29 protein-coding genes are annotated in these 25,504 nt (G+C 38.1%); 2 read left to right on the top strand and 27 right to left on the bottom strand.

Going from position 1 to position 25,504, the window contains the following annotated elements; all coding sequences use genetic code 11:
• Nucleotides 1–30: 30 nt before the first annotated feature.
• The 24 genes from cmk to J576_RS06420 form a co-directional block, all read right to left on the bottom strand.
• Nucleotides 31–717 carry a (d)CMP kinase gene (cmk, locus tag J576_RS06535; RefSeq protein WP_002049899.1) on the bottom strand — a complete coding sequence of 229 codons (687 nt, stop codon included), beginning with the start codon at nucleotides 715–717 and terminating at the stop codon, nucleotides 31–33.
• Between the two features lie 10 nt (nucleotides 718–727).
• Nucleotides 728–1,168, bottom strand: a complete 441-nt coding sequence (locus J576_RS06530; RefSeq protein ID WP_002050033.1) for an SRPBCC family protein — start codon at nucleotides 1,166–1,168, stop codon at nucleotides 728–730.
• Nucleotides 1,169–1,237: 69 nt separating this feature from the next.
• Entirely contained in the window at nucleotides 1,238–1,741 is a 504-nt protein-coding gene (tadA, locus tag J576_RS06525; protein WP_002050153.1) for a tRNA adenosine(34) deaminase TadA, read from the bottom strand.
• 6 nt (nucleotides 1,742–1,747) lie between these two features.
• Nucleotides 1,748–2,872 (bottom strand): enoyl-CoA hydratase/isomerase family protein, encoded by a 1,125-nt coding sequence (locus J576_RS06520; RefSeq protein ID WP_006580787.1) that lies wholly within the window; start codon nucleotides 2,870–2,872, stop codon nucleotides 1,748–1,750.
• The gene (gene ung, locus J576_RS06515; protein ID WP_002049829.1) at nucleotides 2,869–3,582 is read right to left on the bottom strand and encodes a uracil-DNA glycosylase; all 714 of its coding nucleotides are present in this window, start codon (nucleotides 3,580–3,582) and stop codon (nucleotides 2,869–2,871) included. Before ung ends, J576_RS06520 begins: the two co-directional genes overlap by 4 nt.
• A gap of 50 nt (nucleotides 3,583–3,632) precedes the next feature.
• Complete coding sequence (locus tag J576_RS06510) at nucleotides 3,633–4,229, bottom strand: 6-pyruvoyl trahydropterin synthase family protein (RefSeq protein WP_002050068.1); 597 nt, start codon at nucleotides 4,227–4,229, stop codon at nucleotides 3,633–3,635.
• A gap of 229 nt (nucleotides 4,230–4,458) precedes the next feature.
• Entirely contained in the window at nucleotides 4,459–5,418 is a 960-nt protein-coding gene (gene gspK, locus J576_RS06505) for a type II secretion system minor pseudopilin GspK (RefSeq protein WP_002049780.1), read from the bottom strand.
• Nucleotides 5,418–6,233, bottom strand: coding sequence for a type II secretion system minor pseudopilin GspJ (gene gspJ / locus J576_RS06500; RefSeq protein WP_025467812.1), 816 nt, complete (start codon nucleotides 6,231–6,233; stop codon nucleotides 5,418–5,420). Before gspJ ends, gspK begins: the two co-directional genes overlap by 1 nt.
• On the bottom strand, nucleotides 6,233–6,613 hold the full coding sequence (gene gspI, locus J576_RS06495; RefSeq protein WP_002049794.1) for a type II secretion system minor pseudopilin GspI: 381 nt from the start codon (nucleotides 6,611–6,613) through the stop codon (nucleotides 6,233–6,235). The genes gspJ and gspI overlap by 1 nt, the downstream gene beginning before the upstream one ends.
• Entirely contained in the window at nucleotides 6,603–7,154 is a 552-nt protein-coding gene (locus tag J576_RS06490) for a type II secretion system protein (RefSeq protein ID WP_002049902.1), read from the bottom strand. The genes gspI and J576_RS06490 overlap by 11 nt, the downstream gene beginning before the upstream one ends.
• A gap of 9 nt (nucleotides 7,155–7,163) precedes the next feature.
• Complete coding sequence (locus J576_RS06485) at nucleotides 7,164–7,772, bottom strand: TetR/AcrR family transcriptional regulator (RefSeq protein ID WP_000375838.1); 609 nt, start codon at nucleotides 7,770–7,772, stop codon at nucleotides 7,164–7,166.
• 37 nt (nucleotides 7,773–7,809) lie between these two features.
• A complete protein-coding gene (locus tag J576_RS06480) occupies nucleotides 7,810–8,583 on the bottom strand; it encodes a TatD family hydrolase (RefSeq protein ID WP_002050255.1) in 774 nt (257 codons plus the stop codon).
• Nucleotides 8,584–8,600: 17 nt separating this feature from the next.
• The gene (locus tag J576_RS06475; RefSeq protein WP_002049839.1) at nucleotides 8,601–8,942 is read right to left on the bottom strand and encodes a PilZ domain-containing protein; all 342 of its coding nucleotides are present in this window, start codon (nucleotides 8,940–8,942) and stop codon (nucleotides 8,601–8,603) included.
• A gap of 12 nt (nucleotides 8,943–8,954) precedes the next feature.
• Nucleotides 8,955–9,935 (bottom strand): DNA polymerase III delta subunit-related protein, encoded by a 981-nt coding sequence (locus J576_RS06470; RefSeq protein WP_025467811.1) that lies wholly within the window; start codon nucleotides 9,933–9,935, stop codon nucleotides 8,955–8,957.
• Between the two features lie 11 nt (nucleotides 9,936–9,946).
• Nucleotides 9,947–10,708 (bottom strand): 3-deoxy-manno-octulosonate cytidylyltransferase, encoded by a 762-nt coding sequence (gene kdsB, locus J576_RS06465; RefSeq protein WP_033855534.1) that lies wholly within the window; start codon nucleotides 10,706–10,708, stop codon nucleotides 9,947–9,949.
• 9 nt (nucleotides 10,709–10,717) lie between these two features.
• Nucleotides 10,718–11,728, bottom strand: a complete 1,011-nt coding sequence (gene lpxK, locus J576_RS06460; RefSeq protein WP_002050028.1) for a tetraacyldisaccharide 4'-kinase — start codon at nucleotides 11,726–11,728, stop codon at nucleotides 10,718–10,720.
• Between the two features lie 2 nt (nucleotides 11,729–11,730).
• The gene (gene msbA / locus J576_RS06455; RefSeq protein WP_002050075.1) at nucleotides 11,731–13,458 is read right to left on the bottom strand and encodes a lipid A export permease/ATP-binding protein MsbA; all 1,728 of its coding nucleotides are present in this window, start codon (nucleotides 13,456–13,458) and stop codon (nucleotides 11,731–11,733) included.
• Nucleotides 13,455–13,883 carry an ExbD/TolR family protein gene (locus tag J576_RS06450; protein WP_000669684.1) on the bottom strand — a complete coding sequence of 143 codons (429 nt, stop codon included), beginning with the start codon at nucleotides 13,881–13,883 and terminating at the stop codon, nucleotides 13,455–13,457. The genes msbA and J576_RS06450 overlap by 4 nt, the downstream gene beginning before the upstream one ends.
• A gap of 15 nt (nucleotides 13,884–13,898) precedes the next feature.
• Nucleotides 13,899–14,534 (bottom strand): MotA/TolQ/ExbB proton channel family protein, encoded by a 636-nt coding sequence (locus J576_RS06445; protein ID WP_002049809.1) that lies wholly within the window; start codon nucleotides 14,532–14,534, stop codon nucleotides 13,899–13,901.
• Nucleotides 14,535–14,583: 49 nt separating this feature from the next.
• On the bottom strand, nucleotides 14,584–15,471 hold the full coding sequence (locus tag J576_RS06440; RefSeq protein ID WP_002049896.1) for a ParB/RepB/Spo0J family partition protein: 888 nt from the start codon (nucleotides 15,469–15,471) through the stop codon (nucleotides 14,584–14,586).
• Nucleotides 15,468–16,250 (bottom strand): ParA family protein, encoded by a 783-nt coding sequence (locus tag J576_RS06435; protein ID WP_002050124.1) that lies wholly within the window; start codon nucleotides 16,248–16,250, stop codon nucleotides 15,468–15,470. The genes J576_RS06440 and J576_RS06435 overlap by 4 nt, the downstream gene beginning before the upstream one ends.
• 21 nt (nucleotides 16,251–16,271) lie before the next feature.
• A complete protein-coding gene (gene rsmG, locus J576_RS06430; protein ID WP_002050181.1) occupies nucleotides 16,272–16,904 on the bottom strand; it encodes a 16S rRNA (guanine(527)-N(7))-methyltransferase RsmG in 633 nt (210 codons plus the stop codon).
• A gap of 87 nt (nucleotides 16,905–16,991) precedes the next feature.
• The gene (gene murU, locus J576_RS06425; RefSeq protein WP_002049766.1) at nucleotides 16,992–17,681 is read right to left on the bottom strand and encodes an N-acetylmuramate alpha-1-phosphate uridylyltransferase MurU; all 690 of its coding nucleotides are present in this window, start codon (nucleotides 17,679–17,681) and stop codon (nucleotides 16,992–16,994) included.
• Nucleotides 17,681–18,694 carry an aminoglycoside phosphotransferase family protein gene (locus J576_RS06420; RefSeq protein WP_002049884.1) on the bottom strand — a complete coding sequence of 338 codons (1,014 nt, stop codon included), beginning with the start codon at nucleotides 18,692–18,694 and terminating at the stop codon, nucleotides 17,681–17,683. The genes murU and J576_RS06420 overlap by 1 nt, the downstream gene beginning before the upstream one ends.
• A 120-nt stretch (nucleotides 18,695–18,814) precedes the next feature.
• Between J576_RS06420 and J576_RS06415 the strand changes: the two genes are divergently transcribed.
• Both J576_RS06415 and J576_RS06410 read left to right on the top strand, forming a co-directional pair.
• Nucleotides 18,815–21,259, top strand: coding sequence for an LPS-assembly protein LptD (locus tag J576_RS06415; protein ID WP_033855533.1), 2,445 nt, complete (start codon nucleotides 18,815–18,817; stop codon nucleotides 21,257–21,259).
• Nucleotides 21,259–22,569, top strand: coding sequence for a peptidylprolyl isomerase (locus J576_RS06410; protein ID WP_002050186.1), 1,311 nt, complete (start codon nucleotides 21,259–21,261; stop codon nucleotides 22,567–22,569). The genes J576_RS06415 and J576_RS06410 overlap by 1 nt, the downstream gene beginning before the upstream one ends.
• Before the next feature lie 119 nt (nucleotides 22,570–22,688).
• On the opposite strand, the gene fba is transcribed toward J576_RS06410, so the two are convergent.
• From fba to J576_RS06395, 3 genes are all read right to left on the bottom strand, one after another.
• Nucleotides 22,689–23,726, bottom strand: coding sequence for a class II fructose-bisphosphate aldolase (gene fba, locus J576_RS06405; protein ID WP_002049840.1), 1,038 nt, complete (start codon nucleotides 23,724–23,726; stop codon nucleotides 22,689–22,691).
• 121 nt (nucleotides 23,727–23,847) lie between these two features.
• Nucleotides 23,848–24,090: a hypothetical protein gene (locus J576_RS06400; protein ID WP_002050198.1), complete on the bottom strand. Its 243-nt coding sequence runs from the start codon at nucleotides 24,088–24,090 to the stop codon at nucleotides 23,848–23,850.
• A gap of 121 nt (nucleotides 24,091–24,211) precedes the next feature.
• Nucleotides 24,212–25,399, bottom strand: a complete 1,188-nt coding sequence (locus J576_RS06395) for a phosphoglycerate kinase (RefSeq protein ID WP_002049932.1) — start codon at nucleotides 25,397–25,399, stop codon at nucleotides 24,212–24,214.
• Nucleotides 25,400–25,504: the final 105 nt, after the last annotated feature.

Below are 25,504 nucleotides of genomic sequence, written 5' to 3'. Positions count from 1 at the left end.
ACTGATCAAGCTATGCGTCAACTGATAATCTTAGTTGCTAATAGTACGGCTATTGACATAATCAACCATTAACTTAAATACTTGATCGATCGTTAATTCCGAACTATCAATGATATAAGCATCTGCGGCTGGCTTGAGAGGAGCTACTTCCCGCTCCATATCTCTTTTGTCACGCGCTTGTATATTAGCTAAAATGTCGTTTATTTTAGCATCTAGACCCATGCCCTGCAACTGTTTTACTCTTCGCTCAGCACGAGACTCTGCCGAAGCTGTCAGGTAAATTTTTGCATTCGCTTCAGGGAAAATTGATGTTGCCATATCTCGGCCATCTGCCACTAAACCTGGAGTTTGCGCAAAGGCTCTTTGACGCTCAAAAAGTGCTTGTCTGAGCTCTGGTATTGCTGCAACTTTAGAAGCATATTCTCCAACTCGCTCTGTACGGATGGTTTGTGATACATCTTCTCCATCAAGGAAAACCAATGTTCCCTCTGCTGAAGTTTCAAACTTGATATTAAGCTGACGAGCATATTTCACACACTCATCTAAATGGCTATCTAATTTTTCTAACAAATCATGTTTATGTAATGACAACCCTAACAAACGATACAAGGCGCCAGAGTCGAGTAAATGAAATTGATAATAAGCAGCAAGTTTTGCCGCTAGTGTTCCTTTACCCGAACCACTCGGACCATCAATAGTAATAATTTGAACTGTCATTGAACTCTCACTAAGAAGCAAATGCTTTAGCTAATCTCGAAAAGCCTAGTGTAATCGCTAGTTTTAGCTGTGCAAGAATTAATTTACTTACAACAGGAGCTTTTGCCGTTAATTCGATACGATAAGTAACCAAAGTAATATATGGGGTTATTTCAGAAAACTCGATACGACCTAAATGGTGCTTAACTAAGGGATTATCAATTAATTTATATTCAATACGCTTGTTTTCTTCGAGATAAGTGATTTCTTCTTTAAGTGGTTTAATCGTACCAAACCCCATACGACGAACAGAACCAACCCCATCGGGTCTTTCAGGATCTACTGAGTCTTTTACACGTACAACTTGTAATGGAGCAAATGCCTTATTGTAAGTTGCATGTTTAGAAAGCAGGTTAAATACATCACTTAGAGGAGCATTAAATTCTTTTTGTATAGTAATTACATTACGCATGAAAGTTCCTTATTTAAATAAATCATGTCAATGAAACGGCGTTAGTTTGCCATAACCACATGACATTTTTTAATCATTTAAGGACGATTTTTGTTGCTTCTCTTGTTTCTTTTGTTCCCGTCTTTGCTTAAAAAAAAGACTTAACTGCTGAGCACATTTTTCATGTAAACATCCCTGCTCAAAAGTAAATTTATGGTTGTAATAACCATTTTCTAATAATTGACGTGTACTCACTAGTGAGCCTGCTTTAGGCTCTACTGTTCCAAATACAACGTGTTTAATTCTTGCATGTACCAAAGCTCCCACACACATTGTGCATGGCTCAAGCGTAACGTATAAAGTCGCGTCTTCAGGTAAACGATAATTTTTTAATAATTGGCAAGCTGAACGAATAGCTTGAATCTCTGCATGCGCTGTAGGATCAGATAAACCAATTGGAGCATTGAAACCAGCTCCAATTAACTTATTTTGGCTTACAATTACAGCCCCAACAGGAATTTCCCCCTGCTCGGCTGCTAATTCAGCTTGCTCGTAAGCAAGCTGCATCCAATACTCATCATTAAATTTAGACATTATTTATTATGACACTACACCATACTGTCTAAGTAATGCATTCCAGCTATCAATAGTCGTAATTGGTGGGTCATCGGCCAAAATGCCTCTTAATGTAAGGTCTTCACATGCTTTCCACTCTGGCGATAAATCTTTATCGACTAAACGTGCACGCACACCTTCCACAAAGTCAGGGTGGCGAATTTTCCATTCAGAAATTTGCGCTTCCAGATCAAAAACTTCGTCCCAAGAATGAACTTGTTTACCCCATTGCCATAACAACCAAGTAATCGCTGCTGTACTTGGCGAACCCTTTTGTAAGTTTTCACTAGCTTGACGCAACCAATCACTGCTTGCATCGCGTAAGCTTACAATCGCCTGATAGTCTTGTTCAAAACTTGAACCACGACAAACGCTATGGATAACGTCTAAAGAATTTTGCAATGGTCCTGCTGCAACCGGACGGTGCAAACTATTTAAAGTATCGTCAATCGCACGGAAATCACCTGCAGGATAGTGAGCCCAATTAATATTCAGTACTTTTTGCAGAACATTATCACGTTGTGCTTCGCAAATATGCGTCGCCCAACCAATGCTGTAGGCCCCAGCGGCAGTCATGATAGAACCCGTCAAACCAGTAAATAAACCAATTTGCCCACGGTCAGCAAGGAAACGGCTTGCACCTACATCTGGGTATAAGCCAATATTAATTTCAGGCATTGCCAAACGTGAATATGGTGTAACTAAGCGGAAAGGTGCAGCCATAAACAAGCCTAAACCGCCGCCCATTACATAACCTTCGCCCCATACAACAACTGGTTTTGCATAATTATGCAAAAGTAAATCCAAAGCATATTCTTGCTGGAAAAACTTATTTGCTGTTTCTACTTCTTGATTAATGACCAGCTGACGTAATTTGCGTACATCCCCGCCTGCACAAAAAGCTTTTGGTGTTGTCGAGTCCAACCAAATTGCTTTCACTCGCTCATCATCACGGAAGTCTTCAAATACTCGTAATAAAGCCGTTACGATTGATTCATCTAAAGCATGTAATGATTTAGGCCGATTCAAACGTACTATACGCCAACCATTTTTCGCTTCTTCAACTACCAAATCCGGATGATAGCTATTTACATTGGGAGAGTTCATCATGCGTCCAATTGCCAGTCTATGGGCTCAATGCCATGTTGTTTCAAATATTGATTTGTTTTTGAAAACACTTTGCAACCAAAAAAACCACCACGATTAGCCGCAAGTGGGGATGGATGTGCAGCAGTTAAAACTAAGTGTTTTTCTCTATTTATACGTTGCCCTTTACGTTGTGCATAAGCACCCCATAAAATAAAAACAATGTGCTCGCGTTGTTCATTTAAGACATCAATTACTGCGTCAGTAAACTCTTCCCAACCTTGTTTTTGATGTGATGTGGGCTGTCCTGCTTCTACAGTAAGTACACTATTTAATAAAAGTACACCTTGCTCGGCCCATTTGGTTAAATCACCATGACGCGAAATTGGTACACCTAAATCTGTATTTAATTCATGAAAAATATTACGTAAAGATGGAGGTAATGCAACCCCTCTTTGTACAGAGAAACTTAAGCCATTTGCCTGATTCGGTCCATGATATGGATCTTGCCCTAAAATCACGACTTTTACATGATCTAAAGGTGTAATATTTAACGCATTAAAAATTTGTTTACTGGGTGGATATATTGTTTTTTGAGCCTGCTTCTGTTGAAACAGGAAGTCTCGCAAACTATCCATGTAAGGACTCAGCAAAAATGGAGTTAATGATCTTTTCCAGCTTTCTTCTAATTGAACTTTACTGAGTTTGTCTTGCTGTTGCTCAGTTAATTGCATTAATGTCATCCTAGATCAATTTTCATTTCTACAAACAAAAGGATGTTAACTTACACTTCTACTTGTAAGTTAACATGTGGATTCTGAAACTTAATCCCTTGTTTTAAATTTTCATACATTTGTGGATCAGTCCATTCAGATTGAACTTGTTCTGAGAAAACAATACCTTCAAGGTTTAGTAGTCCCATTTGTTCATTTTGAATATCTTCAAGAAAACTTTGGGCATACCCTGTATCAGTTTCATGAACAATCACTGAATAAACTTCAACATCACCTTCCCCATTTTGGGTAATGGTTGATTTTAATACTTGCTGAGCTAGATAGAAGAAAATACGAGAAAATTGCTCGGCAGATGGAGACACTGGTAAAGAAATCCAACGTGCACTAAAAGTTTTACAAGCATCGATATATTGTGGATCATCTTTTTCCCAGAAACAAATCGCATGATCAAAACTATCAAAAAGGTCCTTAATCACACCTTTTAATAGTCCAAAATCATATACCATTTGTCCATGATCTAATTTCGAAGCTTTAAGTAATAACTCGACTTTATAACTGTGCCCATGAATCGATCGCTTACAACGATCTGATGTACAGTTACGTACTACATGTGCATTTTCAAACTTAAATAACTTACGAATTAACATGTGCCAAATCGATCATTCCTTCTAAGAACATTATTATAAAGCAAAAGATAAAAACTTCGCACCACTTTTCAAATAGAAACAATTAGCAAAAAGTATGATAAGAGATGTGAAGGAATTTTGAAGATATTGATTTTTACTTTAAATATTGTCTATACAGAAATATGACCTCATCCCTTTTATTAATAAGCTTCAAGTATTACAGACTTAGGAAAAATATCAATAAATTTATTTAGTTAAATGGAGCCAAACTCCTTGAGTAGACATATACTTGCTTATCTTTTCGCATTAAGGCGCTAGTAAATTGGCGCTTTCTATTGTTTAGAACAACTTCAATTTGAGCTTGAAAGAAGTTAGATTTAACATCAATAAGACCACTTGCCTGCTTTTTCTTTTGACTATCAACCGCTGAAAAAGCACTCAATTGCCACAATTCATCAACATTTTGGAAGAACTTTAAATTTTGCTGTCGCGCCTGTAATTCTTTTTCGATCGCCCCAACATCTAGTTTTTCATCAATACTTGCTAAAACCAATGGTGAAGCAGTATTGATGTTTAATTTCGTATTTTCTGGTAAAGCAGAAATATATGGGGCGATCAAATCATATTTTTTCCCATCAAAGCCTCTAACTAGTTTTAACTCTTCAATACGGTGAAATTTAGTATTCGCAGCCATATAGCTAGGATCTAAGCCTTGATAATAACTACTTTCTGCTCCCATTGGTCCAGCTGGCTCATCATTTGGGTCTTGCCAATCAATCACAGCCTGACTTAGCTCAGCAGGTAAACCTACTCGTACAAGCAAACGTTCAAACCAACTTTTAGCATCTTCATTTACCATACCTTCCCCATTGGTCAAATTATTTAAGTTAAATTTCCCCGACTCATCAAGCAAACGCCCTGAGACAGAACCATCTTCTACCGGGAACGGTGGCGTAGGTTGTGCCCATGTCTCTTTTAAATGATCTACTCCACCCGCATTATTTGCATCTTGAATTAATAACTCCGAAAAAAAAGCTTCTGCACTTTTTGCATAGAGCAAAGATTGATTTTGACGCATTAAATAAGCTGTATTTTCCATAGTATTATTTTGATGTTTGGCAATAGAAGCAGCTAAAATTGTAGCCAAGGCAACCATAATAAGTATTGTCAGTAAAGCGACACCCTGTTGGTGCTTATAATTTTTAAACATTATGAGCCACCTTGTGGGGAAAGCGATAAATTACTTTGATTTAAGCTATAGATCCATTCATAACTTACTCCTGCTACAGTAAGTTGAATTTTTATTCCTTTCGGTAATTTTTTCAATTCGTTAGGCTTTGTTGGATCAATATTAACCTCAGGCCACTTTGTTACCTCTTGTGGAGTCAAAACCATAATCTGATATTGGTCAACCTGACTTAGCAAGGTACTCGATAAAGGTTGCTCATTATTCGAAGTATTCAAATTTGTATATTTAAGACGATATAATTTTTTTTGGTCTGCATCATAACGATATTCAATTCGTTCAAACGGTGATAAACCTTGTTTTAAAGGATCCGTTACACCTGCTTTGCTAAAACGCAGAATTTGATTATCAATTTCTAAAGCTGGATGAAGTTGGCCACCTTGATTTGCAGATAAAGGAATAATTTGCAGACTATCACGAAGAATTTGTTGATAAGCATCTTGTAACTCAAACAAATGCACTTCATGTTCAGCATTACGGTCACGAACTTTAAGCAAGTAATCGAAAATTTTCCACCCCAATAAAGATAAGACCGCAAAGATAGCAATCGCAACTAACAATTCAACCAACGTAAATCCTGAGGCGCGAGTTAATCGAGTATTGCTCGATCGCACCGCAAGACGAGAAACCATGTTTCGAGTGTGAGGCTCTCTAAAGCGAAGCTTTGTCTGAGCGTAAGACGAAGAGCTATGCCCAGAGTAGTCAGTCGGAATAACACCCGACTGAGCTCTAAGATGAGAAGCAATGCTTTGAATTCGAAAATTCTTATTTTTTATCATTATTTTGCTTTCACTGGATAATTAAAAAAGACCATATGAGTAATACCGTTTTGTACTTTTCCCTTATCCGAATCATATAAGCTAACTTGTACATTAATTTTTTGAACATTAGGGCTAACAGTTGATTCAGCTGATTTATCAATCTGCCAAGTCTCACCTTGAGAAGTTACTTGCTTACTTTGAGTGCCCTGCAACCACTCTTGATTAATTTCCATCATAGCAATTTCATTCATAGCTACAAATTGAGCTTTAGTTCTTAAAATGGCATTAGAAGTAGACTGAGTGTACTGCATTGCCACTTTAGTTAAAGCAACAGCTGCTACTGCAAAGATTGCCAAAGCAACCATAACTTCTAAGAGGGTAAAGCCTTTAGATTTCATTTATTTTACCCAAATGATCTATTTGTATTTCTGAACCAATCGGTTTTTGCTCTAGATAAAATTGTATTTTAACGGTCTTGGCTTCTCCATTGCCAAACCAGATAAGCTGAGGTGTTTGTCCACCAACCAAATCGGTATTTTTAGCTTTAGAATAATTCTCGCCATCTAAAGGCTGTACTGAAAAAGACACATGCGCAGGAAGTTGTCGTGTTTTAAATTCAGTATATTTCTGCCAGCGATTTTTTAAGTCTTGTACTTGTAAAGTGCTTTGATCGTGATATTCGTATAATTCATAAGAAAATGGTGAGACATCTGTCTCACCATGAGTTTCTAAAGCTAATACACGTGATTGGTCTAGTGATTCTTTATTAATTTTCTGTAAATCGAGTAGAAATAACTCTCTTGCCTGCATTGCCTTTTTTTGGTCTATACCACCGATATTCAATACAACAAGTGAAGTCATAATTGTCATAATCACAATGACTACCATCACCTCTATGAGGGTAAAGCCTTTTTGTGATTGAAATGATTTCAATTTCATATTGACCTATTAAGCGTATTGTTCAACTGCTTGTTTCGGTAAGGCCAACGCCTGATCAATATAAGCTACTCTCAAAGTGTCTCTTGAACCCAAATAACGTTGGTAAAAACTTGAATTCAGAATTGCCGCAGCTCCATGAGTAAGGGACCAAATTGAAGCCAAGTAATCTCGCGTAGTCATATGACTCTGGATTGATTCTAAATAATGATCAGTCATACGAATAATAATACGTAAGCGCTGTTTTCTTACTTGATACAGTTCATTAAAAAGATGATGCACACCTTGTGCTGTAATCGAAAGCTTTTCTTCAATTTGATGGAACAAAACTGTTCGTTCCGGGTGGTGCAAATGATGCAACATAAAGAAAGCCAAATGCTCTGGAAAAGCTTTCTCAGTGTCTTGGACCATTTCGAGTAACATGCGCTCATTACGAATAATTAACAGCATGTACAATTCATCTTTGCTTTGAAAATGTTTGTACAAAGTACCTTTTGCCAAATCAAGCTCAGCAGCCAGCACATCAAGTGTCATTCCGGCTTCGCCATTTTCTAACAACAATTGTTCCGCAACTTGAAATATTAACGCTTCTCTTGCTCGGAACTGAGCTTGACGGTCCATCTTCACGCAATTACTCTCTTTGTATAGTTTCTATAAGTTAAATCGCTTTGAGTAAATTTTCGAAATTTTGCGAGGTGATTCTTGCAATTTCCTCAACCGATTTATCATATACCTCACTAAGTGCTTTCGCTACATAGGGTACATATTTTGGTTCATTTGTTTTACCACGATATGGTACTGGAGCCAAATAAGGACTATCTGTTTCAATTAAAAGTCGATCTAAAGGCACTTGCTTGGCAACATCTCGTAAATCTTGAGCATTTTTAAATGAAACAATACCTGAAAAAGAAATATAGTACCCGCAATCTAATACAGCTTTTGCTGTTTCCCAGTCTTCAGTAAAACAGTGCAAAATACCATGCGTAGATTGTTCAGCTCGAATAATATCTACCGTATCATGTTTTGCTGAACGCGTATGAACAACTACTGGTTTTTTAACATTTTTAGAGGCTTGAATATGACGAGCAAAACAATCTTTTTGCTCGTTAATAAAGTCAGTGCTGTGGTAATAGTCTAAACCTGTTTCACCTAAAGCCCACACCTTTTCTGATTGAGCCAATTCAGTCAAATACTCAGTCGTTGCTCGAGCCATAGTATCAACATCCTCACACGGATGTACGCCTACCGTATACCCCACATCTTCATGACGCTTTGCGATTTCAGCTAAAGCAATATGATCATCAAGGTCAACTGAAATTGCCATAAACTTAGAGACACCTTCTGCTCGCGCAGCAGCAAGGGCAAGATCTAAATCACCGTTATAAAGTGTTAAATCTAACATTGTTAAATGGCAATGGGTATCAACAAACACTGTTCTTTCCTATCTGCTTACATGGTATAACTTGGACGATCTAAAGACATACTACCAGCTAAAATCCGTTCAGCCTCAGCTTTATAGTAAATGCCTTTATCACCACTTAATTGGATTGCGAAGCCTTGAGGCTTAAAACCACTTTGCTTATGTGAAATCCAAACTACTTTACCAGTTAAAGGAATTTTTTGTGATTGTTCTGGTAACGTAGCTAAAATAAAAATTTCCTGGCCCATCTGCACTTTTTGCTTCGATGGTACAAATAAGCCCCCACCTTGTACATATCCCATATAACTTGCTTGCAATGTTGCTCTATCTGGAATATTGACCTGAATAATTCCACCCATTTGTGGTTGCATTATAATTTCCCCTTAAACGTTCATTAATTTTATAAAAAGTTGATCTATGATGAGTTGTGTTTGTACATTTTGTTCAACTAATCTTTTAGATTGCTGCAATTCCTCATAAAGACTGAATAAGCTCTCTAAATTATAGTTTTGCGCCAATTGATCGTACTGTAAATCTATATTTTTCTGTGGTTGATTGAGCTTGACACAAATTAAATCCCCTAACAAGTATTCAAGAAGCATCATAAAATCACTAAAGTTAAGCTCTTTTTGCCATTTAGCCGAATAAAATAAAGGCATGTTTTTTTGATTAACTACCTTAGTCCAGTCTTCTAAAAATGTTTGTCTTTTCGCAAACCAATCACTAGTAGCAATTTCAACTGCTTGCAAAGGCATATCATTAGAAAGACCTAACAATAATTCAGATGGTACTGCCGCGATTTCAGCTAAATGTTCATCTAAATAAGATGTTGCCTGCTCATATGAAATACGATCTAAAGCAAAATGCTGTAAGCGACTTCGAATGGTGGCTGGTAATTTCAAATAATGATCAGCCAACAAAATTAAAACAACGCGCTCACCTGGTTCTTCTAAAGTTTTTAACAGTGCATTTGATGATGCAAGATTTAAAGCTTCGGCTGGCTCAATAACAATAACACGCCATCCTTCACCAGTTTGCTGTACAAATGGCAATAAATCTCGAATTTTTTCTATTTTAATTTTTGCATTCTGTTTTTTATTTTCTTCATCAGTCGTGATATGAACATAGTTCGGGTGTGTGTCTGATTTTAACCATTGACAGCTACTACACTCACCACAAGCCCCCTGAGGCTGTTTATTTAAACAAAGTACCCATGCTAAAAAATGCTTGGCAAAAGCATGCTTACCACAACCTTGTTTACCATAAAATAATAAGCCATGCCCAATATTAGGAAAACGTGTTGTTAACGTTTCCCACATTGTCTGTTGCCACGGATAAACCTTAGAAGTCACATTCTGATTCATTAAATTAGTACTTACTCAAAAGACTCAACAGGCATATTATTTAGACGGTCAAGATCGGCTTGGGGATCAACACCCGGCGGTAAATTTGCTTCTGCTACAGCAATAGCAATACGGTGCCCGTTTTCTAAAACACGTAATTGCTCAAGACTTTCCAACTTTTCAAGTTTACCCATGTCCCATGTAACATATTCTTGTAACAAGTTCACACGGTAAGCATATAAACCTAAATGACGAAATGCTTGGGTATGTAAAGTTGGTTCAGCTTGTTTAGCACCATCTCGATCATAAGGAATAGTTGCACGACTAAAATATAAAGCTTCATTTTGATTAGACATAACCACTTTCACAATGCTATCACGCTGAAATTCATCCAATGCATGAATAGGCTCACATAATGTAGACATTGAGCAATTTGGTTTATCAACCAGAAGCTTGGCAACCTGTTGAACAAGTTGAGCTGGTAGTAAAGGCTCGTCACCTTGTACATTTACAATAATGTCATCAGCATCCCATCCTTTAATACGAGCAACTTCGCTTAAACGGTCTGTCCCCGATGGATGGTCAGCACTTGTTAAAACAACATCAACACCCTCTGCACGGCATATTTCAGCAATACGCTCATCGTCAGTTGCTACACATAAATCATCGAAGCCTTCAACTTTCTTTGCCTGATCTACGACACGTAAAATCATAGGACGATCATGAATAAGTAACAATGGCTTACCTGGCAAACGCGAACTTGAGAAGCGTGCTGGAATAACGATGTGTTTCATTTTTTCTTCCTAAGATATTTGAATATCAAGCTTTTGCAATTGCTGATTTAAAACCTGATAGCACTCTGCAGACAAAACTGCTTTAACAGGTACGACCCAAATAGGCCGTTTAAATTCTGGATACTTTTCAAGTAAAGGTAACAACTTAACCGCATCTTTTTCAGTCGTAATGATAGGCTGATCATCATTAAATACAAGGTCATCAATAACGTAATCATGATGATCACGAAAAGCATGCTCTTGAAATTGATTTACACCTAAACCTTTAAGTGTTTGGTAAAAGCGCTGAGGAAAACCAATACCCACTACTGCATGGTAATTATTTTGTGTATTGAATGATAATTCAATTGCTGAAGAAGGATTCAATAAGTAAGGATGCCCCGCTTCTAGATGCATATGCATTGCTGTTGAAGGGGCAAATGTATGTTCGATTACTGTACCCGTTTTTAAACGTTCAGCAGGTTCACGCAAATATCCTTCTGGTAATAACTTTCTATTTCCAAGTCCACGATTTTGATCAAGCACAATCCATTCTATTTGACGACCTAAAGCCCAGTGTTGTAATCCATCATCACTAATAATTAAATCTAGTTTTGTCGATGCTAATAATAACTCGATTGCAGCTTGTCTATTCGGTCCTACTGCCATAGGCACACCAGTTGACTGTACAATCAAAGCAGGCTCATCTCCTGCTTCAGCTGCCTGACTGGCCGATGTTACCAACATAGGAAAAGGACCAGCTCCACCATAACCCCGACTAATTACGCCTACTTTTACATTATGCTGTTTTAAGTAATTGACTAGTTCTATTAATAATGGAGTTTTGCCACTACCACCTACTGTAATATTGCCAATTACCATGACTGGTATAGGTGCACTATAGGTTTTTTTTAAACCTGAATTATAAAAATAACGATTCAATAAAAACCCAGCACGATACAAACATGACAACGGACGCAAAACAATCAACCAACTTGATTGCTTATTCCATGCGTTTTGTATCAGCTGGGCCAAAGACATGCTTAGTTGTCCTCAAAATTACGCTGATGTAATTGATAATAAGCACCATGCTTAGCAAGTAATTCTTGATGAGTGCCTTGCTCAACAATTTGTCCACGATCTAATACAACAATACGATCTGCATTTTCAATTGTAGATAAACGATGAGCAATCACAATCGTTGTACGGTCTTGCATCGCCTCATCAAATGCTTGCTGAATAAAATGTTCAGATTCATTATCAAGCGCACTTGTCGCTTCATCTAAAATAAGAATTGGTGCATTTTTCAAAATTGCACGAGCAATTGCTATACGTTGACGTTGACCACCAGATAAGTTTAGACCTTGTGCACCTAAAACAGTATCGTAACCATTTGGTAAGTTCATAATAAAGTCATGGGCGTAAGCAGCTTTTGCGGCTGCGATAACCTCTTCATCACTTGCATCATGTAACTGACCATAAGCGATGTTTTCACGTACAGTCCGGTTAAACAAAACAACTTGCTGATTAACCATTGCAATTTGTGTGCGCAAACTTGAAAGTTCTATATCACGTATTGGTAAGTCATCTAAATAAATTTGACCACTTGAGACTTCTTGAAAACGTACCAACATATTCACTAATGAAGTTTTACCAGCACCCGAGCGCCCTACCAATGCAACTGTCTCACCTGGGCGAATATTTAAAGAAAAGTCTTTAATCGCCTGAGTACCATCAGCATAGTTAAGCACGACATGGTCAAAACGAATTGCACCTTGCAATTGAGGTTTAAGTTGACCGGTATTTTCTTCTTCAGGTAAATCTAATAATTCGAAAACTGAATGTGCTGCCGCTAAACCACGCTGCAACTTTTCATTAATGTCAGTTAAGTTTTTAACAGGTTTAGAAAGAAGTCCTGCTGCTGTAATATACGCAACAAACTCACCAGCACTGGTATTTCCTAAAATTTGTGGTCTTAAGGCTAACCACACAATAAGAGCCATTGCACAAGCCATTACAACTTGAACAACAGGACTATTTAGGTTCTGTACAATCACCATTTTTAAACCGCGTTTTAAATTCTCTTCAGACGACTTATAAAAACGCTCTTGTTCTGAGTCTTCACCAGCGAAACTTTTAACAACTGCATTACCACTAATACTTTCTTGTACGACATGGTTAACATCGCCCATAGTGTCCTGAACTTGCAGTGAAAGTTTACGCATTCTTTTTGATGCTTTGCGCACCAAAACCCCAATAATAGGTAAGAACACCATAATACAAAGGGTCAACCGCCAATTTGTATAAAACAAATAACCTAGCAGCCCCAATGTAATCATACCATCACGAACAATGGTTTTTAATGATTCAGATGAAGCAGCTGTGAGTTGCTCAACGTTATACATAATTTTAGCTGTAATATGTCCCGAAGAGTTATCGAGATAATATTGAGCCGGCAGTCTTAAAAGCTTTGCATAAACTTCTTGGCGAATACTAAAAACTAAACTACGGGAGATAACAGCAGTATAGTAGCCACCCATAAATAGACCTAAGCCACGGAAAAATACTAATAAAATGATTAATAAAGGGAACCAATCCAGATCCGCTCTACTCGCATTTTGAATGGCATCAATAATAAATTTAATGAGCTTAGCAACAGAAACCTCTGTTGCTGAGTTCATACCGAATCCGATAAGAACTAATAAGGCCACGCCCCAATAAGGTTTTAAATAGGATATGAGACGCAAATAAACCTTAAAATCTTGATTCACTCAGAAAAACCTCTAGAAGGAACTTTGGTACTAATATTGATGTTAACAAAACCGAGTTGTCCTGCTACATCCATAACACGAATAACATCCTGATGAGACGCTTTTGCATCTGCAGCGATGATAAACATAAAATCACGGCGCTCTTGAGCAATTTGCTTAATTGCAGTGCTCAAATCAGCGACGTCCTTGGTAGACAATGCTTGACCATTGACAGCGTAATGACCGCTAGAGTCTACCACGACTTCAATTTTATGATCGTACTGTTTTGGTGGGACGCCTTGGGCATCTGGTAAAGTTAGATTGATGCGACTTGGCTGATTAAAAGTGGTAGATAACAATAAAAACACCAGAATGAACAATAAACAATCAATCATGGGCGTTAGATTGATATGAATGTCTTCAACTTGAGAACGTTTAAACTTCATATTGCTACCTACCCATCAACCAACACGGCGATGTTCTTGCACAACAGAAGAACGTTTATAAAACAATGATGCATGAAAGAGTGTAGATTGCTGCTCTAACTCCGCAATGTAATTTTGCACCACTCTCTGAAAATAACGATAAGAAATAAGTGCAGGAATTGCAATGAGCATTCCAACCGCTGTCGTGATCAAGGCCTTTGAAATACCAGGAATCATTAAACTTGGACTACCTGCCGAACCAAAATCAATCACGAGAAAAGACTCAATAATCCCTACAACTGTTCCAAGTAACCCAAGCAAAGGTGCTATAGCACTTAAAGTTCCCAAGAAGTTAATATTTTTTTCTAAATAAGAAATTTCTTGAGAAGCGATTGCTTCCATTTGAGCCCGAGCAAATTGCTCTCCATGCGCCTGATGCTCAAAACCAGCTTTTAGAATATTTCCTAATGCTGTACTTGAGGCATCAGTATCTTGCTCCAAATTTGTGATGATATGAGAAATATCTGCACTACCATCACTCATCAGTGCTTTAGGCAAAACTTGTGAACGTCTCAAACGTATAAAACGTTCAATACTAATAGCGACCGTTAAAATTGAACACAAAATTAAAGGCAGCATTAACCAGCCGCCCGCTTTCACAAGTTCCCACATATTTTCTTCCCCAAGAATATAAATTAGAAATATATGACCTAACTTAGAATTAATCTGGCAAACAAATATTCAAAATACCATCTAACTCATCGAGTGAATGATAATGAATAACGAGTTTTCCTTTACCTTTCTGGTTATGATCAATTTTAACATTGGCACCAAAACGTTCCGATAATTTCTGAGTTAATTGCTCAATGTCTGGTGCAACAGGAGTTTTTTCCTTTTCCTGTTTAGGTTCGTTCCAATCACGTACTAATTGCTCAGTTTGACGAACGGATAATCCCTTTTCAATGACAATTTTAGCTACTTCAAGTTGCTCTTTACCTTTTAAAGTCAAGATGGCACGAGCATGGCCCATATCAAGCTGGCCTTGTTGCATAAATTCTTTAATGTCATCAGCCAAACTCAATAGACGCAACAAGTTACTGACCGTTGTTCTCGCCTTACCTACAGTATCGGCAATTTCCTGATGACTTAAACCAAATTCATCATGAAAACGTTGTAATGCCAAGGCTTGATCAATTGGATTTAAATCTTGACGTTGAATATTCTCAATAAGCGCCAAAGCAATCGCAACTTGATCATTTAAATCACGAACAATTGCTGGAATTTCAGCTAAACCAGCAATTTGTGCTGCACGCCAACGGCGCTCACCTGCAATGATTTCGTAAGGATGAGCTTCATCATCTACAGGACGGATAACAATTGGTTGCATTACCCCATGTTTTTCAATAGAGGATGCCAATTCTTGTAAGTCATGTTCATGGATAAAACGACGTGGCTGATATTCACCTCGCTTCAACAAATTCACATTAATTTGTTTTAACTGACCATGATCAAGTGCTTGAGCTTCTAATTGTAATTTTTCTTTTTGAATTGAACCAAGTAATGCATCTAAACCACGCCCTTTCGCCAATCCGCGTTTTTTGATGCTCATACTTTACTTCCTTTCTTTACTTTACTTTTCTTTAACATCTCAGCTGCAAGATTTAAGTATGCAACTGCACCCTTTGAACTCTTTTCAAAATAAATCACTGGCAAACCATGCGCTGGCGCTTCAGCCAAACGAACATTACGTGGGATCACCGTGTCATAGAGCTTCTTACCAAAATACTGTTCCAACTCAGCTGATACATCGCGAGTTAAGGCATTACGTGCGTCGTACATCGTACGTAAAACACCGATAATTTCTAAATCAGGATTTAATGCTTTTTGAATACGATCGATTGTTTGGGTTAAATCAGCCAAACCTTCCAATGCATAGTACTCACATTGCATAGGAATGATTACACTATCTACGGCAGCCAAGGCATTTACCGTAATTAAACTTAAGCTAGGGGCACAGTCAACAATAATGTAGTCAAAAGAATTTCTAATTTCGTTCAGAGCATTCTTTAAAATGAACTCACGACCTTCTTGTTCGGCAATTGCCAGTTCAACACCTGAAAGCTCACGGTTTGAACCCAAAACTTTATATCCAACCTCTGCCTTTTGAATTGCAGTTTCAATTGGCACTTCACCCAATAACACATCTGTGATTGAGTAAAGTAGATCATTCTTTTGAATACCAGACCCCATCGTAGCATTACCTTGCGAATCTATATCAACAAGTAATACACGTTTTTTCAATACAGCAAGTGATGCTGCAAGATTTACTGCAGTCGTTGTTTTACCAACACCACCTTTTTGGTTTGCAATCGCAATAATTTGAGCCATGGTAACCCTAATACTTTTTATTTAAATTCGTTGAAGTAAAAGTAAATGACGTTGTTCATCAAGTCTTGGTACATGCAGTTCAATCACTTTACATGAAAATTCCTGCTTAAGCTCTTCCATTTCTTCAACTGGAATCAATCCTTTCATCGCAGCAATTATACTATGCTCATGTAAATATGGACGTGCAGCCTCAACAAAATCAGTTAAAGATGCAAATGCACGACTTGTGATCACATCAAATTGACCAAGCTCATCAATTGTATCTTGATTTTCAACACGCGTTTGCACAGCTACTACGTTTTTAAGCTTAAGGTCAGCAATAAACTGTTTCAAAAAACGAATTTTCTTACCATTTGAGTCAAGCAATACACAAGAGCGCTCTGGTTGACATAAAGCAATGATCATGCCTGGCATACCACCACCAGTACCTACATCAAGCAATCGACCTGGTGGTAAATCTTTCAAAATACTTAGGCTATCTAACAAATGCTTCACTAACATTTCTTTCGGATCACGAATCGCTGTTAGATTATAAGCTTTGTTCCAAAGTACCAAAGCATCTTGATACTTTAACAATAATGTCAAAGCTTCATCGCTAAGCGACAAACCTAGTTTTTGACTACCCTGTTGTAACTCTTGAAAAAATGGATGCATAAACAGATAACATCTAAGTAAAATTTAAAACAAAGTATACCCATTTATGCATCGTGGAACACTATTTAACGATTAGGGATTACGCAGTTAATCGTAGAAGCCTTCACGAATTTGCAAATCTAGCTCCATTAAACGTTCAGGCGTTCCCACATCTACCCATGCACCCTTAAGCTTTTCAGCAGATATTCTTTGATTCTGCATCGCTTGCTTTAACAATGGTGCTAACGGACGTTTACCAGGCTCCAATCCATCAAAGAGCTTAGGATTGATAACAGATACCCCACTAAAAGTGAGATTCTCGCCCTTCACATCTTGATCGAATGCAAAAGCACGTCCATCCAATAATGTAAAGTCGCCTTCAGGATGTTGTTTAGGATTATCAACCAACACAAGATGAGCTAAATCATCATTTAGCTTAATATCGCGTAGCGCTTCAAAACCCATTGTGGTCCATACATCACCATTCACTAGAATAAATGGATCTGTTCCAAGCAGTGGCAAAGCATTAATAATTCCACCAGCTGTTTCCAGCCCTTCTTCTTCTCGCGTCCAACGGATGTCCACACCAAATTGAGAACCATCACCTAAGCTACTGATTAGCTTATCAGCCAACCAGGCAGAATTGATGACTATTTCAGTCACACCAATTTTCTTAAGCTTTTCGATATGCCACACAATAAGTGGCTTACCCCCCACCTCAAGCAGAGGCTTTGGTGTATATAGCGTAAGTGGACGCATACGATTGCCCAAGCCAGCAGCAAGAATCATTGCTTTCATTATGCTGCTACCTCATAGGGGCCATATTTTTCTATAAACTTAGGCATGACTGAGTTACGAATAAACGTCATGAAGTCATCAAGCTCATGATAACCACGACTCTCTTCAAGTAAATACCACATGACTCGCGGCAAGTCTTTTAAATATCCAGACTTACCATCTCGCTCAAACAGACGAACAAAAATGCCCAAAATCTTGATATGACGTTGAATTGCCATTAAATCGGCATCACGTTTAAATTGCTCAAAAGTTCGGTTTTGTTTAGCAGATGCTGGTAAAAGCTCGTAGAAAACTTTAAACCATTGATAAACACGCTCAGCATTCCACTGTACATATGCATCACGTGTAATCGAGATTAAATCATAAGTGTCGGCACCAATAACCGCATCTTGAAAGTCGATTACCCCCAATTCTTCTTCATTAGTAATTTTCATTAAATTACGACTATGAAAATCACGATGCACAATAACTTGCGGTTGAGCCAATGCAGCTTTGGCTAAGAAATCAAATGCATCATCAATAGTTTTCTTTTGCTCAACTGTTGGATGAATCCCAAGTGATGGCAACATCCAATCGGTTAGCAGCTGCATTTCAGACATAAGCTTTTCATAAGAATAAGCTGGGAAATGATCAATACCATTAATTGATTGCAAATGAGTGAGCTGTTTAAAGCTTTGTTCGTAATATTGATCAACTGTTACATCATTTAATAATGTCGACAACAGTACATCACCAAAATCTTCTAGCAATAGAAAACCTTGAGTTAAATCTTTTGCAACAATCTGAGGTACTCGAACCCCATGACCTGCAAAAAATTCGTCAATGGTTACAAACGGAACACAGTCTTCTTTTTCAGGAGGCGCATCCATAAGCATATAAGTTTTATTTTGTAACTGGATGCGAGCATAACGGCGAAAGCTGGCATCCCCTGCTAAATAAGCGATCTGAAATTGATCATTTTCAAGAACAGATGTAAGCCATGTATGTATCAATTGTTCACGTTGTGTATTCATTTGCAATAAAATCTAAAACAAGCTGAGATTTTTGAAGGGTTAAGTGTAGCCACTTATAAACTTTTTCTCTATGATGCGACAATAATTAATTGTGAATTAGCATACTTGGTTAATGAGACAATGAAGCATCAGTTTAAATTTAATCCTTTAGCGACCGCTATTTTTACGCTCTTATGTGGCTCCATACAATCAAGTTATGCTGAGTCAGCTGGTGTTGTCTCCAACATAGACAATAATCAACTTAAGGCGAGTATTAAGGAAGCCTATCCTGGGCAGGAATTCTTTCAACAATATTATGTTGATAAATCTGCACCTGAAGCGCAGTTGCGCAATAATAAATATTTGAGTTCGGCATTTTGCCAAGGAACTTGGATTACACCGATTAATCCTGAAACTAAAGCATTAGATGCAGATAAGGCTACATCGGTTGTAACGGCGGATTATGGTCATTACAACCCTGCTGGCGATTCTGAGCTAGAAGGAAACGTAGTAATAGATCAAGAAGGTCGTACTGTACGTGCCGATAAAGTTACCATCGATAAAACTCAAACATTTGCTCATGCACAAGGTCGAGTGCAGTTAGCCCAAGGCGGCTTACTCTCTCAAAGTGATGAAATTAATTACAATTTAAAGACTCAAACTGGTGATTTAAATAATAGTTTTTATATTTCTGAACAGCAGCATGCACATGGTCACGCTGGAAAAATCGAAAGAACCTCTCCAAATGTAATGGTTCTTAACGATGCAAGCTATACCACTTGTCCACCAGGCCAAAAACCTGCTTGGAAAATTCAGGCTAATAAAATTGAGCTAAATCAGGAAACTGGTCGAGGCGTCACTCGTAATGCAAAAATCTATGTTAAAGATGTACCAGTTATAGCAGTCCCATACTTTAACTTCCCAATTGATGACCGTCGAACTACGGGTATTCTTAACCCACAGTTTGGTTTTTCAGGTTTCTCAAATAGTGGTGGTGGCGGTGAACTTTCTGTTCCAATTTATTTAAATCTTGCGCCTAATTATGATGCAACGATTACTCCACGATATCTATCAGAACGTGGGGCCATGCTCAAAGGTGAATTTCGCTATTTAACGGATGGCTTCGGTGCAGGGGTAATATCAGGCGGTATTCTTCCATCTGATAAAGAATATAACGATAAAGACCGTAAAGATTTTAATTTTCTCCACAACTGGAATATTAACGATCAATGGTCGACTAATCTTGAATATCGTTATGCATCGGATAAAGATTATTTTGCGGATTTAGATCACAGTCCAAATACTAAAACTGATGTAAATCTACGAAGAGCTTGGGAACTGAACTATCAACATGGTATTCCGGGTTTAAAAGCTCAGCTCAAAGTTGAAGACTTCCAAACGCTAGATCCTTCAGTTAAGGATGTAAACAAACCTTATGCACGTTTACCACAGTTCTTATTAAATTATGTCACTGGTAACCCACAAGGATTGCAATACGAATTTAATAACGATACAGCATACTTTAAAAAATCAATTAATGACGGTTCTGCTCAGGAAAGTAGCGGCACCCGTATTTATAACCAGTTCGCAACACGTTATAACTATCGAACACCGGCAGCCTTTGTTATTCCTGAAGTTTCTGTACGCTCTATCCAAACATTCTATGATAAAGATACTCAGTTAAATAACCCTGGTGGCTCTGAAAATAAATCAGTCGTTGTACCTCAGTTTACTTTGGATAGTGGTTTAACTTTTGAACGCGAAGGTAAATACCTACAAACGATCACCCCTCGTGCATTTTATGCGTATGCGCCTTACAAGAACCAGGACGGTTATCCAAACTTTGACTCAACTTCAGCATCGGTTAATTACGATCAACTCTTTAACCCATACCGCTTTTATGGGCATGACCGCCTTGAAGACAACAATTTTTTATCACTAGGTGTAAGTTATAGTCTTTTTGACACGGTAGGTTTAGAACGTTTGCGTGCCAGTGTAGGACAAAGTTATTACTTTGAAGATCGACGCGTTACTCTAAACGAACCAGATGAGATTGATACCGAACGTAATACTGGTCCTGTCGTTAGCTTAACAAGCCAACTTAACCAGAACTTTACGATTGCAGCCAATTCGGCATGGATGTCAAATGGTGATAATGCCCAGAGAGACTTCAAAGTTTACTATACAGGCGATAAAGGCAACCTATATAACTTAGGTTACTTCTATCGCAAAGACATTGTTGGTCGTCAACACACTTACGATCAAGTTGTTGCATCGTTTATACAACCAATTAAAGACAACTGGCGTATTATGGGTCTTGTTCAATATGACATGGACAATGATGTGGCTCGTGAGCTGTTATTAGGTGTTAACTATGAATCATGTTGCTGGGGTATCTCAGTCTACGGTCGTTCTTACTATAACGACCTAGATGATCCAAAATCTCCTAATGTTAACGAGAAACGCGCGATTATGGCTGAAGTCACACTTAAAGGTTTAGGTGGTTTAAATAACAAACTTGCATCTATACTTGAAAATCGCGTTTTAGGTTTTAACAAAATTAATCAATCTTGGACACAACGTTAATGAAGGCAAAGCATCTTAAACAGTTTTTTAAAGCAACAACCCTTGCTGTATTAATATCTTCATCAATGCATAGTTTTGCCCAACCCACTGATGAAGTTGTGGCAATTGTGGACAATAGCGTAATTTTAAAAAGTGACCTTGAACAAGGAATGGCAGAAGCTACTCACGAGTTACAGGCACAAAAAAAAGAAGTACCACCTCAACAATACTTACAATTTCAAGTTTTAGACCAACTCATCTTGCGTCAAGCTCAACTTGAACAAGTAAAACGTTATGGTATTAAACCTGATGAGAAAAGCCTAAACGAGGCAGTACTTAAAGTAGCGAGTCAATCTGGCAGTAAAAGTTTAGAAGCATTTCAACAAAAATTAGATGCGATTGCTCCAGGAACTTATGAAAATTTACGAGGCCGTATTGCCGAAGATTTAGCAATTAATCGTCTACGCCAACAGCAAGTGATGTCACGTATTAAGATTAGTGATCAAGATGTTGACAATTTCTTAAAATCACCACAGGGTCAAGCTGCTCTCGGCAATCAGGCACATGTGATTCATATGCGAATTTCTGGAGACAATCCTCAAGAAGTTCAAAGTGTAGCTAAAGAAGTTCGTTCAAAGCTGGCTCAAAGCAATGATTTAAATGCTCTCAAAAAACTTTCAACTGCGACAGTAAAAGTTGAAGGTGCAGACATGGGATTCCGTCCCCTTTCTGATATTCCGGCTGAACTCGCTGCCCGTATTACTCCCCTACAAGATGGTCAAACCACTGATCTAATTTCTGTACGAGATGGTGTACATGTTCTAAAACTCTTAGAACGCAAGCAAAATGAACAAAAAGCCTTAGTACCACAGTATCAAACACGCCATATTCTTATTCAGCCTTCCGAGGTAGTAAGTCCTGAAAATGCAAAACAAATCATTGATAGCATTTACAAGCGATTGAAGGCAGGTGAAGATTTTGCCACTCTTGCGGCAACTTATTCAAACGATACAGGTTCCGCGCGTGACGGTGGTAGTTTAGGCTGGGTTAATCCAGGAATGATGGTACCTGAGTTTGATAAAAAAATGCAGGAAATTCCTGTAGGTCAAATTAGTGAACCTTTCCAAACTCAATTTGGCTGGCATATTCTACAAGTGACAGACAAACGCGAAAAAGATATGACTCACGAATATCAAGAACGTATGGCACGTCAAATTTTAGGTGAACGTCAATTCAATACTGAAATTGATAGCTGGTTACGTGAAGTACGTGCAAATGCTTATGTAGAGATTAAAGATCCAAGTCTCGACAAAAAGAATCTGCAAAAGTAAGTTAATTTTTATTTAATTAAAACCTGTGTTTAGCACAGGTTTTTTTATGGATAAGATTTAGATAATAAAAAACCGGTTATATAAATAACCGGTTTCCATAAATCAAACCCTATCGGGAATTATTTATAACGATCCACCATTTTCTCTAATGAAATTGGTCGGATCTTGTCAGCATTACCTGCTGTACCAAAGGCTTCATAACGATCGATACAAATTTGTTTCATTGAATCGACAGTTTTAGCGAAGTACTTACGTGGATCAAATTCAGCTGGATTCTCCGCCATGAAACGACGAATTGCACCTGTTGAAGCTAAGCGTAAGTCAGTATCAATATTGATTTTACGTACACCGTGTTTAATTGCTTCTACAAGCTGCTCAACTGGCACACCATAAGTCTCGCCGATATTGCCGCCAAACTCATTAATTACTTTTAACCATTCTTGTGGTACAGAGCTTGAACCGTGCATTACAAGATGAGTATTTGGCAACGCCGCATGAATTTCTTTAATGCGATCAATTGCTAAAATGTCACCTGTAGGTGGACGTGTAAATTTATAAGCACCATGTGAAGTACCTACAGCAATTGCTAAGGCATCAACATTTGTGTCAGCAACGAATTGCTTCGCTTCATCAACAGAAGTTAGAAGTTGAGAATGATCGAGTACACCTTCTGCACCAACACCATCCTCTTCTCCAGCCATACCTGTCTCAAGGCTACCTAAGCAACCGATTTCGCCTTCAACAGACACGCCACAAGCATGAGCCATTGCTACGACTTGACGAGTTACATCTACGTTGTAATCGTAAGTTGTAGGGGTTTTACCATCAGCACCTAATGAACCATCCATCATTACTGAGCTAAAACCAAGTTGAATAGAGCGTTGGCATACATCAGGGCTAGTACCATGGTCTTGGTGCATTACCACTGGAATGTGCGGCCACTCTTCGATTGCAGCCAAAATAAGATGGCGTAAGAATGGAGCGCCTGCATATTTGCGAGCTCCAGCTGATGCCTGAACAATTACAGGTGAATTGGTTGCATCTGCGGCAAGCATAATTGCACGCATTTGTTCTAAGTTATTTACGTTAAATGCTGGTACGCCGTAGTTGTGTTCCGCAGCGTGATCCAAGAGCTGGCGCATTGAAATGAGTGCCATAATATCCTCCCAGGTAGTGCGGCTTATTCTACCTTGTCATTTATTTCAATTCAGCAACAAATCACAGTATTTCAAAAAAAATCCCTGCATTTGCAGGGACTTTTTAACAAAAAACAACAAATTAATGAGTTTCTGAAGCAGCCGACTCGTTAGACGCACTACCTTCAACCACATCTGTATTCTTTTCATCTAAAACTGGCTTATCAAGCGAATCAATTGTAGCTTGCTGTTCAGGAGTTACTTTATCAGAAACTGCTGTAGATGCTGCATCTTGTCCTGCTTTAGAAGACTCTTCTTTTTTCGCACAAGCAGTCAACATCACTGGAACAATTAATAAAGCAGCTAAGGTAAGTTTTAAATTCATCACTATTTTCCACAATTGGTGATTTAGTGCTCATTATTTTATTTCAGTAATATGACAATTTAATGACTTATCAATGAAAAAGGGGTTGAACCCAACCCCTTCTTATTTTTACATATATGTATTATGCACGTTCTAATAAAACAGCCACTGCTGGCAAAGTTTTACCTTCAACAAATTCAAGAAACGCACCACCACCAGTTGAAATATAACCAATTTGGTCAGCAACATTATATTTATCAATTGCAGCTAAAGTATCACCGCCACCAGCGATCGAGAATGCATCAGATTGAGCAACTGCAAGAGAAAGTGCCTTAGTACCTTCACCAAATTGATCAACTTCAAACACACCAACGGGACCATTCCAAAGAATCGTTTTTGATGTTGTTAAAATATTTGCAAATGCTTTAGCTGTTTCAGGACCAACATCTAAAATCATATCGTTTGCAGTTACATCCTCAACTTTTTTAACAACTGCTTGTGCAGCCGCCAAAGAACCCAAGAAATCTTCAAAGTTAATTTGAGATGCATCCGCTACAACAACATCTGTAGGAAGTGGAACGCTTACTTTAGCAGCAATTTGTTTTGCTGTTTCTACCAAGTCAGCTTCGTATAGAGATTTTCCAACATTGTAACCAGCGGCCGCCAAGAAAGTATTTGCGATACCACCACCAACAATAAGTTGATCACAAATAGTAGACAATGAGTTTAAAACATCAAGTTTTGTTGAAACTTTAGAGCCAGCAACAATAGCAACCATTGGTTTTTCAGGTGTTTGCATTGCACGGCCAAGCGCATCTAATTCAGCAGCCAATAAAGGACCAGCAGCTGCAACTGGAGCAAAACGTGCTACGCCCTCAGTAGAAGCTTCTGCACGGTGAGCAGTACCGAATGCATCCATCACAAATACATCACATAAAGCAGCATACTTTTGTGCAAGCTCAGGATTATTTTTCTTTTCACCAGCGTTAAAACGAACATTTTCAAGCAAAACAACTTGTCCAGCCTGAACTTCTACACCATCAAGATAATCAGTAAATAATTTAACTTCTTGGCCTAATGCTTCAGTTAAATATGCTGCAACTGGTGCAAGTGATTGTTCAGGCTTTGGTTCACCTTCAACAGGACGACCTAAATGCGAAAATACCATTACAGCAGCGCCTTTTTCTAAAGCAGCTTTTATTGTTGGAAGTGCCGCACGTAAACGAGCATCGCTGGTAATCACACCATTTTTAACAGGAACGTTTAAATCTTCACGAATAAGTACACGTTTACCTGCTAAGTTAAGGTCAGTCATGCGCTGAAAATTCATGTAAAGCTCTCTTTATGATTTTAAAAACGCGCCAATTTTAAATGATTACATCAAAAAAGGTTAGTTTTTTTGCATAAAAGCTGTAGAAAGCCAAAGTTTTGATTA

It is taken from the genome of Acinetobacter sp. 766875 (assembly GCF_000582055.1).
GTDB lineage: Bacteria > Pseudomonadota > Gammaproteobacteria > Pseudomonadales > Moraxellaceae > Acinetobacter > Acinetobacter nosocomialis.
The sequence above is the reverse complement of the archived record's forward strand: the minus strand, read 5'-3'. Positions and strand labels throughout refer to the sequence as shown.